Annotated in this window: 11 protein-coding genes and 1 pseudogene; 10 read left to right on the plus strand and 2 right to left on the minus strand. The window is 71.5% G+C overall.

All coding sequences use genetic code 11. The features are described 5' to 3' along the window. Nucleotides 1-19 precede the first annotated feature (19 nt). The 3 genes from AB5J55_RS35825 to fusA all read left to right on the plus strand — a co-directional run bounded on the left by AB5J55_RS35825 (nt 20) and on the right by fusA (nt 2,711). Complete coding sequence (locus AB5J55_RS35825) at nt 20-223, plus strand: ferredoxin (RefSeq protein ID WP_369274599.1); 204 nt, start codon at nt 20-22, stop codon at nt 221-223. A 111-nt stretch (nt 224-334) separates the two neighbouring features. After that, complete coding sequence (locus tag AB5J55_RS35830) at nt 335-469, plus strand: hypothetical protein (RefSeq protein ID WP_369274600.1); 135 nt, start codon at nt 335-337, stop codon at nt 467-469. Between the two features lie 166 nt (nt 470-635). Beyond that, a complete protein-coding gene (fusA, locus tag AB5J55_RS35835) occupies nt 636-2,711 on the plus strand; it encodes an elongation factor G (protein WP_369274601.1) in 2,076 nt (691 codons plus the stop codon). Between the two features lie 53 nt (nt 2,712-2,764). Here the strand turns inward: fusA and AB5J55_RS35840 are convergent, their stop codons facing one another. After that, nucleotides 2,765-4,603 (minus strand): coagulation factor 5/8 type domain-containing protein, encoded by a 1,839-nt coding sequence (locus AB5J55_RS35840; protein WP_369274602.1) that lies wholly within the window; start codon nt 4,601-4,603, stop codon nt 2,765-2,767. Nucleotides 4,604-4,929: 326 nt separating this feature from the next. Here AB5J55_RS35840 and AB5J55_RS35845 point away from each other — a divergent pair, with 326 nt between their 5' ends. From AB5J55_RS35845 to AB5J55_RS35870, 6 genes and pseudogenes are all read left to right on the plus strand, one after another. Then, a complete protein-coding gene (locus AB5J55_RS35845) occupies nt 4,930-6,819 on the plus strand; it encodes a discoidin domain-containing protein (RefSeq protein WP_369274603.1) in 1,890 nt (629 codons plus the stop codon). Nucleotides 6,820-6,946: 127 nt separating this feature from the next. Continuing rightward, the gene (locus tag AB5J55_RS35850) at nt 6,947-7,483 is read left to right on the plus strand and encodes a GNAT family N-acetyltransferase (protein ID WP_369274604.1); all 537 of its coding nucleotides are present in this window, start codon (nt 6,947-6,949) and stop codon (nt 7,481-7,483) included. A 3-nt stretch (nt 7,484-7,486) separates the two neighbouring features. Then, complete coding sequence (locus tag AB5J55_RS35855; protein ID WP_369274605.1) at nt 7,487-8,989, plus strand: ABC transporter substrate-binding protein; 1,503 nt, start codon at nt 7,487-7,489, stop codon at nt 8,987-8,989. Nucleotides 8,990-9,189: 200 nt separating this feature from the next. Beyond that, nucleotides 9,190-9,597 (plus strand): annotated as a pseudogene (locus AB5J55_RS35860) (ABC transporter permease subunit); the annotation flags it as partial. Further along, nucleotides 9,594-10,820 (plus strand): MDR family MFS transporter, encoded by a 1,227-nt coding sequence (locus tag AB5J55_RS35865; protein WP_369274606.1) that lies wholly within the window; start codon nt 9,594-9,596, stop codon nt 10,818-10,820. The pseudogene AB5J55_RS35860 and the gene AB5J55_RS35865, both read left to right, overlap by 4 nt. A 10-nt stretch (nt 10,821-10,830) precedes the next feature. Further along, the gene (locus AB5J55_RS35870) at nt 10,831-11,268 is read left to right on the plus strand and encodes a GNAT family N-acetyltransferase (RefSeq protein ID WP_369274607.1); all 438 of its coding nucleotides are present in this window, start codon (nt 10,831-10,833) and stop codon (nt 11,266-11,268) included. Between the two features lie 43 nt (nt 11,269-11,311). Here the strand turns inward: AB5J55_RS35870 and AB5J55_RS35875 are convergent, their stop codons facing one another. After that, nucleotides 11,312-12,076: a CDP-alcohol phosphatidyltransferase family protein gene (locus AB5J55_RS35875; RefSeq protein WP_369276380.1), complete on the minus strand. Its 765-nt coding sequence runs from the start codon at nt 12,074-12,076 to the stop codon at nt 11,312-11,314. 108 nt (nt 12,077-12,184) lie between these two features. Between AB5J55_RS35875 and AB5J55_RS35880 the strand changes: the two genes are divergently transcribed. Further along, nucleotides 12,185-13,168: a dehydrogenase gene (locus tag AB5J55_RS35880; protein ID WP_369274608.1), complete on the plus strand. Its 984-nt coding sequence runs from the start codon at nt 12,185-12,187 to the stop codon at nt 13,166-13,168. Nucleotides 13,169-13,298 lie beyond the last annotated feature (130 nt).

Genomic DNA, 13,298 nt, shown 5'->3' on the forward strand with positions numbered 1-13,298 from the left:
GGGAAGGAGGGCAACGGCCGTGAAAGTGAACGTGGACCAGGACCGCTGTTGCGGCGCCGGACAGTGCGTACTGATCGCACCCGAGGTCTTCGACCAGCGTGACGAGGACGGCATCGTCACCCTCCTCGAACCGAGCCCCGCCGAGGACCTCCACGCCGCCGCCCGCGAGGCAGCCGCGGTCTGCCCGGCGTCGGCCATCACGATCGACGACCACCAGCAGTAGAAAAAAAATCAGCTGCTTCGACCTCGCCCGGCTCCCTACACTCACCACACAAGCTCGCGCCGCCCACCACTCGGCGGCGCGTCGTCGTGACGAGTTGAGGGGAGCCGGGCCGTGCGTGACCGCACCGCTGTCGTCGTCTCCCCTTCCCGGTACGACCGGTACAACCGGTACGACGTGATCCTGGTGTCCCTGTCCGTCCGGTGCCCGCTGCGCGGCCGGCACCGGATGTCCGTGACGAGCACCTGAGAGCGCCCGAGTACGTCAACCCACCTGTCACGCCACCCATTTGATGGGGCGACAGGGCATGCCGACGTGCGCCCGCGCCACCGCGCCATGTGCGTGCACGCATCGTCCGGGAATCGCGCTGCCCCCTTTCCTTTCCACTTACGGATCATCCGAAAGGCCAAAGGCCGTGCGCACCAACATCACCAACCCCAACACGCTCGCCGTCGTCCGCAACCTCGGCATCCTCGCCCATGTCGACGCCGGCAAGACCACCGTCACCGAGCGGATCCTGTACGCCACCGGGACCACCCACAAGCGGGGCGAGGTCCACGACGGCACGACCGTCACCGACTTCGACTCGCAGGAGCGGGACCGCGGTATCACCATCTTCGCGGCGGCGGTGAGTTGTGCCTGGGACGGTCACCGGATCAACCTGATCGACACCCCCGGGCATGTCGACTTCGCCGACGAGGTGGAGCGTTCGCTGCGTGTCCTGGACGGCGCGGTCGCGGTGTTCGACGCCGTGGCGGGCGTCGAGCCGCAGAGTGAGTCGGTGTGGCGGCAGGCGGACCGGCACGGCGTTCCGAGGATCGCGTTCGTCAACAAGCTCGACCGAGCAGGGGCCGACCTCGACACGGCCGTCGGGTCGATCAGGGAACGTCTGCATCCTGCGCCGCTGGTCGTGCAGTTGCCCATCGGCGCGGAGGACGGATTCCGCGGTGTCGTGGACCTCGTGCGCATGCGTGCGCTGGTGTGGGCCGACGGCGCCGAAGAGGCCGTGGAAGGTCCGGTGCCCGAGGATCTCCTGAACGAGGCGCAACGGCGTCGGCGGCTGCTGGAGGAGGCGGTGGCCGAACTGCATGCCGGCGCGCTGGAGGAGTTCTGCGCGCGATCGGCGCTCTCCCCTGAGAGCCTGGTCGCCGCCCTGCGCGAGCTGACCCGCAGCGGTGAGGGCGTGGTCGTGCTGTGCGGCTCGGCCTACCGCAACCGCGGTGTCGAGCCGCTGCTCGACGCGGTCGTGGCGTATCTGCCGTCACCGCTCGACGTGCCGGCGGTACGCGGCCTGCGCGACGGCGCCGACGAGGAGCGGCCCGCCGACCCGTCGGCACCGTTCGCGGCGCTGGCGTTCAAGGTGAGCGCGACCCCGACCGGGCGGCTGACCTATCTGCGGGTGTATTCGGGAACGATCGAGAAGGGAGGCATGGTGTTCGACGCGGTTGCGCGACGCACCGAGCGGATCGGGCGGATCCTGCGGGTCCAGGCCGACCGTCATGCCCACATCGACCGTGCCGTCGCCGGGGACATCGTGGCGGTCGTCGGCCTGAAGTCGGCTCGCCCGGGCTCCACCCTGTGCGCACCGGACGCCCCGCTCGTCCTCGAACCGCCGAGCGTGGCCGACCCGGTGGTGTCGGTGGCGGTCGAGGCCCGCAGGTCCACCGACACCGACCGGCTGGCCTCGGCGCTGGCACGGCTGGCGGAGGAGGATCCGTCGCTGGTCGTGCGGACCGACGCCGAGACCGGCCAGACGGTGCTGTCCGGCATGGGTGAACTGCATCTGGAGGTCGCGGTGGAGAAGATCCGGCGTGACCTCGGGCTGGACGTCAACGTCGGCCGGCCGCGGGTGTCGTACCGCGAGACGGTCGGCCGAGGGGTGTCCGGCTTCGTGTTCCGGCATGTCAAACAGGACGGTGGGGCCGGGCAGTTCGCGCATGTGGTTCTCGACGTCGAGCCCCTGACGGCCATGGCGGCCGAACAGGGCGGCAAAGGCTTCGAGTTCCGCTCGACGGTCGTCGGCGGCCGGGTGCCGCAGGAGTACGTCCGTGCCGTCGAGGCCGGCTGCCGCGACGCCCTCGCCGAGGGTCCGCTCGGCGGCCATCCGGTGACCGGCCTGCGCGTCACCCTCACCGACGGGTCGACCCATGTGAAGGACTCCTCCGACACGGCCTTCCGTACGGCCGGCCGACTCGGCCTCCGCGATGCCCTGCGCGCTTGCGCGATGGTCCTCCTGGAGCCGGTGGTCGAGGTCACGGTCACCGTGCCGGAGGACGCGGTCGGCTCGGTGCTCGGTGACCTGGCGGCCCGGCGCGGCCGGGTCTCGGGCTCCGTCACCCGGGCGGGCGCGGCGGTCGTGACGGCAACTGTGCCGCTCGCCGAACTGTTCGGCTACGCGACGCGGTTGCGCAGCCGGACCCAGGGGCGCGGCGCGTTCACGACCCGGCCCACCGGCCATGCGCCGGCGCCGGTCGCCGCGGTGTCGCACTAGGCCGCAGGGGCCCCGTCCTCGACGGACGGGGCCCTCGTCCGGCCTGCTTCACCTCAGGGATACGACACCACGGTCGAGGGCACCGTCGACGTCCCCGACGTCGGCGCCCCGGTGTCGTTGATGACGCACTCGTACTGTCCGTTGCCGCCGAGCGAGACCACAAGGAGGTTGTGGAAGCGCACCCCGGACCGCACGGGGGCGGCGAAGCCGTGGTGCTGCACGATCGAGGGGTTGACGTTGTAGTAGCAGTAGCTGCCCAGCCCCCAGCCCTCGTGCGAGGTCACGCCGTCGCCGACCTTGTAGGCGGCGTAGCCCTTGATCGAGCCGTTCTGGATGGCGGCCTGGTTCGGGGCGTCGTACGCCTTCTCGTTCTGGAAGAAGATCGTGCGGCCGCGCCGGCCGAACCACTGCACGTCGTACTTGTTGAAGTGCTCGACGAACAGGCCGGTCGCCAGGACGTCGTCGCCGTTGACCACGACGCCGTAGTCGGCGCGGTTGGTCTCCCAGCCGACTCCCTCGCCGTGGTCGGCCCGCCACACCCACGTGTGGTCGACGATCGTGTGCCGACTGTTGATCACCATGCTGGTGGTGGCCTTGCCGGCGCCGGCCCCGCCGATGCGGACGAACACGTCCTGGACCGTGATCGGGTTGGCGGAGTGGTCCCTGGACGCGCCCCGCGGACCGATCTCCACCAGCGTCGCCGAATTGACGGGCCCGGCGTCCACCAGGAAGCCGGCCAGCCGTACTCCGTCCACGTCGGCGACCCGCACGGCCGTGGCGCCGTTGTCGGGGATGAGGGTCGCGTATCCGAGGCCGAGGACGACGGTGTTCGGCCGGTTGACCTGGATCGGCCGGTCGAGGTGGTAGATCCCCGGGGTGAGCAGGAGGTGCAGGCCCTGGGCGAGCGCCTCGTTGAGCGTGGCCGCCGTGACACCCGGCCGTGCGACGTAGAACTGCGTCAGCGGCAGCGAGGTGCCTCTCGGTGTGCCGTTGCCCCAGGTGACGCCGCGGGCATTCGTGCGCTTCTCCGGCAGGAAGACCCGGTAGTCGTTTCCCTGGACGTACAGGAACGGCTTCTCGCGGGAGACGGGAGTCGTGTCGAGCGTGGTGTACGGCGGGTTGGGGAAGCTCTGCGCGGGGGCGCCCTCGACGCCGGAGAACACCATGTTCCACACGCCGTTGAGCCAGCTGCCGATCGCGCTGTCGCGGGTGTACCACTGCTGCTGTGAGTACGGCCCGACCTGGCCGTCGATGCGGCTGTCAGCGATGTAGCCGCCGCTCGCCCAGCCGTAGCCGGTGGGGGAGAGGTTGAGTCCGCCGCGTATGTGCATGCGCCGGAACGGGGCCGCTTGGGCGACCGCCCACCGGTTGGTGCCGTTGACCGGAACGAGGGCCAGGTTCTCCGCCGAACGCCAGAAGTTCTGCGTGGCGTTGCCGTTGAACCAGCCGGCGTCGACCGTGACGTCGCCGTTGATGGTGGTGTCGTCGGGGGACAGCCCCAGGCCCGAGATCGAGGTGTAGAAGCCGAGTTGGGCGTTGAGGCCGTGGTAAGTGCCGGGCTTGAAGAGCAGGGCGTAGCGGCCGGTGCCGAACTGTGCCGACTCCTGCTGCCGGAACACCTCGTCGAGCCGGGCCTGGATGCCCGGAGTCGACGGGTCGAAGACGAGGACGTTCGGGCCGAGGTCGCCGCCGCCCGGCAGGGCGCGCGGCTCCTTCCGGGCCGACGGGGGCGCCGAAGTCCGCGCGGCAGCCTGCGGGGAGGCCTGCGTGCCGGTCTGCGCGGAGGCCTCGGTCGACACGCCGAGCACGGCCGGTGCCGAGGCGATCGCGGCGCCGATCAGGGCCCGGCGACCCATCGAAGACGACTCGGAGGACGGGGAGGAAGGAAGCATCAGGCGGCTCTCCTGGTTCAGGAAGTGAACGTCACGACGTGCGGGGAGCGCTCTCTTGCCGCTGAATGGTTCAACTGTGGAACGTGTGAGTCAAGAGCTGCGGCCGAAGTTCTGAGAGTGTGTCAAAGCCCTTGACGCGCCTGCCTTCCGAGGCTTAACTCACGCTCTAAACTAAGACGTGATGCGAAGACCCGCAGCCACCGGGACAGGTGCGACGGGTCGCCCGACGGCGACGGCACGACGGCATCACGGCACGGAATGCGCACCCTGCGAGGCCCCTCACATCCCCTTGCGAGGAACCCCCTCACATCCCCAAGGAGAGCCGCATGCCATCCCGTACGCGTACCCGCCATCCACGGACCCTTCTGACCGCGCTCACCGCCCTCGCCGTGCTCGGCACCGGCTCGGCATTCGCCGCGCCGCCCGCAGCGCCCTCCGCCGTGGTGGCCGCATGGGACACCGACCGTGCGGCCGAGGCCCACACCGCCGACCCGAACGCCGTCACCGCGTCCGGCAGCGAGAACGCCGGCACCGCACCCGGCCTCGCCTTCGACGGCAACGGAGCGACCCGGTGGTCCAGCCCCTTCGCCGACGACGCCTGGATCCGCGTGGACCTCGGCGCGACGATCCGCGTCGACCGCGTGGTCCTCGACTGGGAGGCCGCCTACGGCAAGAGATACGTCCTGGAGGTCTCGAAGAACGGCGCGGACTGGACCCCCTTCTACACGGAGACGGCCGGCACCGGCGGCACGGTCACCGCGCACACCTACCCGCAGGAGGTGACCGGCCGCTACGTCCGCATGCGCGGCCTCGAACGCGCCACGCCCTACGGCTACTCGCTGTACTCCTTCAAGGTCTACGGCGGTGAACCGGCTCCGGCGTCCACCACTCGCACCAACCTGGCCCTGAACCACCCCGCGTACGCCAACTACTACCAGCACGCGGGCAATTCACCGGCCTTCGTGACGGACGGCGGTTGGCCGGGGGATCTCAAGGCCGACGCCACTCGCTGGTCCAGCGACTGGAACGCGAACCGCTGGATCTCCGTCGACCTGGGCGCCACGTCGACGATCTCCTCCGCGGACCTCTACTGGGAGGCTGCCTACGCCGTCGACTACCAGCTCCAGGTCTCCGACGACAACCGCACCTGGCGTACCGTCCACCAGCCCTCCGCCGCAGAAGTCGCGGCCCGCCGCGCGAACGTGAAGTCCCCGGCGGAGGCGGTGGGCCTGCACGACACGATCACCCTCTCCTCCCCGGCGACCGGCCGCTACGTCCGCATGCTCGGCAAGGAACGCCGCAGCTTCCACAACCCGGCTCCCGCGACCGCCCAGTTCGGCTACTCCCTGTACGAGTTCCAGGTCTGGGGCACGGGTGGCAGTGCGGACGCCTCCTATCCGGCGCTGCCGACCGAGCAGCCGGGGACGTATCAGACGGCCTTCTTCGACGACTTCACCGGCGCCGCCCTCGACCGCTCCAAGTGGCGCGTCGTCCGGACCGGCACCGAGATGGGTTCGGTCAACGGCGAGTCGCAGGCGTACGTGGACTCGACGGACAGCATCCGCACCGAGAACGGGAACCTGGTCCTGCGTGCCAAGTACTGCAAGGGCTGCACGCAGGCCGGCGGTGGCACGTACGACTTCACGTCCGGCCGCATCGACACCAACACGAAGTTCGACTTCACGTACGGCCGGGTCAGTGCCCGCATGAAGCTCCCCGTCGGCGACGGCTTCTGGCCCGCCTTCTGGCTGCTCGGCAGCAACGTCGACGACCCCTCGGTCTCATGGCCCGCGTCCGGCGAGACCGACATCATGGAGAACGTCGGATACCGGGACTGGACCAGCACCGCCCTGCACGGCCCCGGCTACTCGGCCGACGGCAACATCGGAGCCCGCCAGATCTTCCCGAACGGCGGCACGGTCGACCAGTGGCACACCTACGCCGTCGAATGGACGCCGACGGGCATGCGCTTCTACGTCGACGACCGCCTGGTCCAGGAGACGACCCGCAACAAGCTGGAGTCGACGCGGGGTCAGTGGGTCTACGACCACAACCAGTACGTGATCCTGAACCTCGCTCTGGGCGGGGCCTACCCGGCCGGCTGGAACCAGGTGACCACTCCGTACTGGGGGCTGCCGCAGTCCAGCGTGGACAGGATCGCGGGCGGGGGAGTGCAGGCCGAGGTGGACTGGGTTCGGGTGGAACAGAAGAGGTAGGTGGCGAGGCGGGCGGTGTCAGGCCGGCGCCGCCGGGCCCCGGGTACGAAGCCCGGGTCCGCCGGCGACGCCAAGTCACCGCCCCCGGGCGGAAAGGCCTTTCGCACTTGATGCATATGATGTGCAAGTGCGCGACTACAGCATCAGGGCGGCCGGCCCGGACGACGTCGACGGTGCGCGAGCCCTGATGCTCGACACCGTCTACCGCGACTTCGGTACCGGCTATGTGCCGCGCTGGCACGCGGACATCATCGACCCGGCCGCCGCCTATCTCGCCCCGCCCCGCCACACCCTCCTCGTCGCGCTCGACCCGCGAGACGGGAGTGTCGTCGCCACCGCCGCCCTCGACTCGCGCGGCCCGGCCCACCCGCCGAATCCGCGCGAGCTCGCCGAGCGCCACCCCTCCGGTGAGACCGCGCAGCTGCGCCGTGTCTACGTCCGGGCCGAGCACCGCAGGCGCGGCCTGGCGCGGCGGCTCGTCGACGAGCTGCTCGCCTTCGCGGCGGCGGACGGCGGCTACCGCGCCGTGTACCTGCACACCGACCCCAAGGTGCCGGGCGCTGAAGCCTTCTGGCGGTCGCTCGGCAAGGTCGTGCACGACGAGCGTGAGGACACGGACGGCGGGAACGGCGTCGTCCACTTCGAGATACCGATGGAGCGATAGACCGTGCGACGCCGAACCCGCCCGCTCCTCGCCCTCGTACTGGCCCCCGTCCTCGCCGGCTGCTTCGCCTCCGATGGCGGTTCCGGCGCCGCGGGCGACGCCCAGGACGGCTCCCGCCTGCGAGTCGCGCTCGCCTTCCCGCCCGCCGAGAACCTCTCGCCGTACGGCGCCGACGCCACCCTTCTCAGCCGCCTCGGCGTCACCGAGGGCCTGACCGCGCTGGACGCCAACGGCGCCGCCGCCCCCGCCCTCGCCGCCTCCTGGCGCCAGGAGAACGACCGCACCTGGCTGTTCACCCTGCGCGAGGCCACCTTCCAGGACGGCTCCGCGGTCACCCCGGCCGCGGTCGCCGCCGCCCTCACCCACGCCACGCAGGCCAAGCCCGTCCCCGCCGCCCTCTCCGGCGTCACCCTCACCGCGAAGGCCGAGGGCGGCCAGGGCGTACGGATCACCACCGAGGGACCCGACCCCGTCCTGCCGCTGCGTCTGTCCAGCCCCTCCCTCGCCATCCTCTCCGGCAAGGCCTACGGCAACGAGGACAAGCAGACCAGGGTCGACCCGGTCGGCCATGCCACCGGGCCCTTCGAACTCACCAAGGTGCTCGGCTCCACGGCCGCCACCCTCGACCGCTACGACGACTACTGGGGCGGCCGTGCCCAGGCCACCGGCATCGACGTCAAGTTCGTCGCCGACGGCACCGCCCGCGCCAGCGCCCTGCGCACCGACCAGGTCGACCTCGCCGAGGCGATACCCGTCGCCCAGGCCGCCACCCTCGACCAGGCCACCCGCGAGGAGACCGCCACCACCCGCACCACGAGCCTGTCCCTCAACACGAGGAAGGGCGCCTTCAAGGACGCCGCCCTGCGGGCCGCCGCCCGGCAGGCCGTCGACACCTCCGCCTTGGCCAAGGGCGTCTACGAGGGATACGCCGACGCCGGCGCCGGCATCTACGCGCCCGCCGTCACCTGGGCCGCCGGCAAGCGGACCGAGCCGGTCGGGCGGGCGAAGGCGGGCAAGCCCGACAAGACCCGGATCACCCTCGCCACCTACGACAACCGGCCCGAGCTCCCGGAAGTCGCCCAGGTGCTGAAGCAGCAGCTGGAGAAGGCGGGATTCGAGGTCACGCTGGAGGTGCGCGAGTACTCGCGGCTGGAGAGCGACGCGCTGGACGGCAAGTTCGACGCGTTCGTCGGCGCCCGCAACAGCCTGGTCGACACCGGCGACCCCGTCGGTGTCCTCGCCAGCGACTACACGTGCGACGGCAGTTACAACCTGGCCCTGCTCTGCGACAAGGACGTCGACCGGGCCGTGGCCGAGGCCGCGGACATGACCGACACCGCCAAGCGGCAGGACGCGGCCATGACGGCCGAGGCCGAGATCCTCGGTACCGACGCCGTCGTACCGCTGGTCCACCAGCGCATCGTCACCGGCGTCGGCACCGATGTCCGAGGCGAGCTCCTCGACCCGTACGAGCGCACCCTCGTCGGCATCGGCACCCGGCGCTGATCCGTGCGGCGCCAGGCGGTCACGCTCCTGTGGCGTGCGGGGATCGCGGCCGCCCCGGTGTGCGCCATCGGCGTACTGCCGTGGCTGTCGCGCACCGACCCGGCGCTCACCGTGCTCAAGGCCCGGTCGGCGGACCGCGACCCCACGCCCGAGGTGCTGGCGGACATCCGCGCCCAGCTCGGCCTGGACGCGGGCCCGGTCAGGAACGCGCCGCCCTCCATCTCGCCGCCACCCGCGCCCTGGGCGCCGGCCCCTGGTACCTGCTGCGCCACGAACTGCTCCCTGCCGTCGTGCCACCCGTCACCCGCCACGCCCTGGTCCGCCTGCCCGGCATCGCCCTCGCACTCGCCTCGCTGGCCTTCCTCGGACTGGGTGCCCAGCCGCCCTCTCCGGAGTGGGGCCTGCTCCTCGCCGAGAACCAGCCCTACGCCGAGCGCGCCCCCTGGGCGGTCCTCGCCCCCGCCGCCGTACTCGCCCTGTTGGGTGCGTTGGCGGTGACGGCGGCCGGCGGCCTGCGAAGCGGGCGGCGGCGACCAGACAGGCGCGAGCCGGACGTATCCGTGCCCGAACAGCAGTCCCCCGCCCAGGAGTTGGTGAGGACCGGATGATCTCGCTGCTGTCGCGCGGCCTCCGCAGGGCACCGGACCGACTCCGGCTCTCCCCTCTCCTCCGCCTCCTCATCCTCACCCAACTCGCCTTCAACATCGGCTTCTTCGCCGTCCTGCCCTTCCTCGCCGAGCATCTGGGACAGGCCGTCGGAATGGCGGGCTGGATGGTCGGGTTCGTGCTGGGGCTGCGGACGTTCAGCCAGCAGGGGCTGTTCGTGGTGGGCGGGGCGCTGGCCGATCGGTACGGCGTGCGGCCGGTCGTGCTCACGGGCTGTGCCCTGCGGATCGCCGGGTTCGCCTGGCTCGGGTACGCGCGACAGACCTGGGCAGTCATCGGTGCCGTGCTGCTGATCGGGTTCGCCGCCGCGCTGTTCTCACCCGCCGTGGAGTCCGAGGTCGCCCGGCAGGCGGTGGTGTGGGAGGAGTCGGGCGGCGGCTCCCGCACCCGCGTCCTCGCGCTGCTGACGGTGGCCGGACAGGCGGGCGCGTTCGTCGGGCCGCTGCTCGGCGCGCTGCTGCTGTCGGTGGACTTCCGTACGGTCTGCCTCGCCGGCGCCGGCATCTTCGTCCTCGTCCTCGCCGGGCACGCGTGGCTGCTGCCGCAGCACATACCCGGGCGAGGGGGTGTTCGGCTGCGCGGCGGCATGGGGAAGCTGCTGCGCAACCGCCCCTTCCTAGCGCTGTGCTGCGCCTACGGCGCCTACCTGCTCGCCTACAACCAGCTCTATCTCGCGCTCCCCGAGGAGGTGGAGCGCGCCACGGGCTCCCAGGCCGCGCTGGCCTGGCTGTTCGCCCTGTCCTCGCTGCTGGTGGTGATCGCCCAGCTGCCCGTCACCCGGTGGGTGGGGGAGCGGCTCACCCTGCGCCGGTCCATGGTCGCCGGACTGCTGCTGATCGCGGCGGGGTTCGCGGTGGTGGCGATGGCCCGGCCCGCAGACCGGACCGGTACGGCGGGTCTGTTGCCCGCGGCCGGCTTCGTCGTCCTGCTCACCCTCGGCCAGATGCTCGTCGCCCCGGTCGCCCGCGCCTGGGTCCCCGACCTCGCGGAGGAGGGCCGACTGGGCCTCTACACCGGCGCGTTGTCGTCGGTGTCCGGCCTGATCGTCCTGCTCGGCAGCTCGGCCACGGGAAGTCTCCTGGACACCGGCCTGCCCGCCGCCGTGCCGTGGCTGGTGCTGGCGGCCGTACCGGTGGCGGCGATCGGGGTGCTGCCGCGCCGGTAAGGTCCCCGGCATGGACGTTCAGGTGGAGATCGCCCGGGAGGGGAGCGCGGAACTCGTGGCCGCCTTCGCCCGGCTGCTGCCGCAGCTGTCCCGGAGCGCCAAGCCTCTGGACCTCGCGGCGGTCGGCCGCATCGTGAGGTGCGACACGAACACCGTGCTCGTCGCTCGGGCGGACGGCGAGATCGTCGGCACGCTGACCCTCGTACAGGTTCCCGTGCCGTCCGGACTGCGCGCCCGGATCGAGGACGTGGTCGTCGACGGGGCCGCGCGCGGTCACGGAGTCGCGGGGCTGCTGATGCGCGAGGCGGTCCGGCTCGCCCGAGAGGCCGGGGCTCGGACCGTCGATCTCACCTCGCGGCCGGACCGGTCCTCGGCGAACAGGCTGTACGAACGTCTGGGGTTCGCGGCAAGGGGCTCGACGGTGTACCGGATGCCGCTCGACGGCTGACTGCCGTCCACGGCGCCCCCGGGGCCGTCCGACGACCGACCCCTCAGGACGCCACCAGCTCCCGTACCTCCGCCACCGGCGCCCGCCGCACGCGCGACGGCCGGTTCCGGTACAGCCACAGGATGTCGCGGCCGAACGACCAGACCAGCGCCGCCAGCGCCGTCGCTGCGACCGCGAACGTCGCCAGGTACGGGAAGAGGCCGGACGCGGCCATGAGCAGGAACACACCCTGCATCGCGGCGACCGTCTTGCGGGCCGTGCTCGGCGGGAGCGCGGCGTTCAGCCACGGCCAGACGCGGGCGGCGGCGACGAAGCCGTAACGCATGGCGCCGATGAGGAGCACCCAGGGACCCAGCGACATCGAGACGTACACGCTCAACACCAGGATCAGGAACGCGTCCACCTCCATGTCGAAGCGTGCGCCCAGGGCGGTCGACGTGCCCGTACGGCGGGCCACCTTGCCGTCCACGCCGTCGAGGATCAGGGCGACCGCCGTCAGGCCGACGAACAACGTCACCGGCGGTGAACTCTGGAAGGAGTCCGCGACCAGCGCCGTGACGCCGCCCACCAGCGTCGCGCGGCCGAGGGTGACCCGGTTCGCCGGGCCGAAGGACCGCAGCCTGGACCGGTGCAGGGCCAGCGAGAGCAGCGCCCAGGTGGCGATGGCGAAGACGAGGCCGGTCAGCCAGCCCGCCGGCCCCATGCCGATCGCCGAACCGAGCAGGGCCAGCAACAGGATCTGCACGCCCGCTCCCACAGCGGTCTCCTGCTGGACCAGCCTCGCGTCGTAAGTGTTGTTCAGGGCCACCGCACATTCCTCCGGCCAGATGACAGAGTCGATCAAGGCCGCGTACTGTGCGCGACCTGTGCACACCTCGGTACGTGCACGGCTTCACGATCGTTCAGGAGGATTCCGATGAACCGCGCCGCACGTGCGTTCTGGCTCACCTCTCCGGGTGAAGGAGAGATCCGGGAGGTCGCCCTTCCGGAGCCGGGCGAGGGCGATGTGCTGGTGCGGTCGCTGTACTCGGGAGTCAGCCGGGGCACGGAGACGCTCGTGTTCCGCGGCGGGGTTCCGGCGAGCCAGCACGCGGCCATGCGCGCGCCGTTCCAGGAGGGCGATTTCCCCGCCCCGGTGAAGTACGGCTATCTCAGCGTCGGGATGGTCGAGGAGGGGCCGACAGCACTGGTCGGCCGTACGGTCTTCTGCCTGTACCCGCATCAGACGCGGTACGTCGTCCCCGCGAGCGCCGTCGCCGTCGTACCCGACACCGTGCCCGCCGAACGGGCCGTCCTCGCCGGCACCGTCGAGACCGCCGTCAACGCACTCTGGGACGCCGCACCCCTGGTCGGCGACCGGATCGCCGTGGTCGGCGGCGGCATGGTCGGCTGCTCGGTGGCCGCACTGCTTGCCCGCTTCCCGGGCGTGCGGCTCCAGTTGGTCGACGCCGATCCGCGCCGGGCCGAGGTCGCCGCGGCCCTCGGCATCGCCTTCGCCACACCCGACGAGGCGCTCGGCGACTGCGACCTGGTGGTCCATGCCAGCGCCACCGAGCAGGGCCTCGCCCGGTCGCTCGAACTGCTCCGCCCAGAGGGCACGGTCGTCGAACTCAGCTGGTACGGCGACCGGAGGGTCGCCCTGCCGCTCGGCGAGGCCTTCCACTCCAGGAGGCTCGTCATCCGAAGCAGCCAGGTCGGCACCGTCTCCCCGGCCCGCAGCGCCAGCCGTACGTACGCCGACCGGCTCGCCCTCGCTCTCGACCTGCTCGCCGACCCCGCCCTTGACGCGCTCGTCACCGGGGAGAGCGCTTTCGCGGAGCTGCCCGAAGTGATGCCCAAGCTCACCTCCGGGGAGATCCCGGCCCTGTGTCATCGCGTCAGGTACACGGACACGCCCTGACAGGACCCGGACAGGCTCTGACGGACTCGTTCAATCCGGAACGACGAGAGCGCCTGACCTGAGAAAAGAGTGAGAGACGGCTGAACAACGGGAAGCGAAGAGCCGTACTACACGGCATCCCCGGCAGCCG

Origin of the sequence: Streptomyces sp. R11 (assembly GCF_041051905.1) — a bacterium.
Taxonomy (GTDB): domain Bacteria; phylum Actinomycetota; class Actinomycetes; order Streptomycetales; family Streptomycetaceae; genus Streptomyces.

Excerpts from the sequence above, each read along its gene's own strand:
- AB5J55_RS35840 (WP_369274602.1), bottom strand. The coding sequence starts at position 4,603 with ATGCTTCCTTCCTCCCCGTCCTCCGAGTCGTCTTCGATGGGTCGCCGG.
- AB5J55_RS35845 (WP_369274603.1), top strand. The coding sequence starts at position 4,930 with ATGCCATCCCGTACGCGTACCCGCCATCCACGGACCCTTCTGACCGCG.
- AB5J55_RS35865 (WP_369274606.1), top strand. The coding sequence starts at position 9,594 with ATGATCTCGCTGCTGTCGCGCGGCCTCCGCAGGGCACCGGACCGACTC.
- AB5J55_RS35870 (WP_369274607.1), top strand. The coding sequence starts at position 10,831 with ATGGACGTTCAGGTGGAGATCGCCCGGGAGGGGAGCGCGGAACTCGTG.
- AB5J55_RS35880 (WP_369274608.1), top strand. The coding sequence starts at position 12,185 with ATGAACCGCGCCGCACGTGCGTTCTGGCTCACCTCTCCGGGTGAAGGA.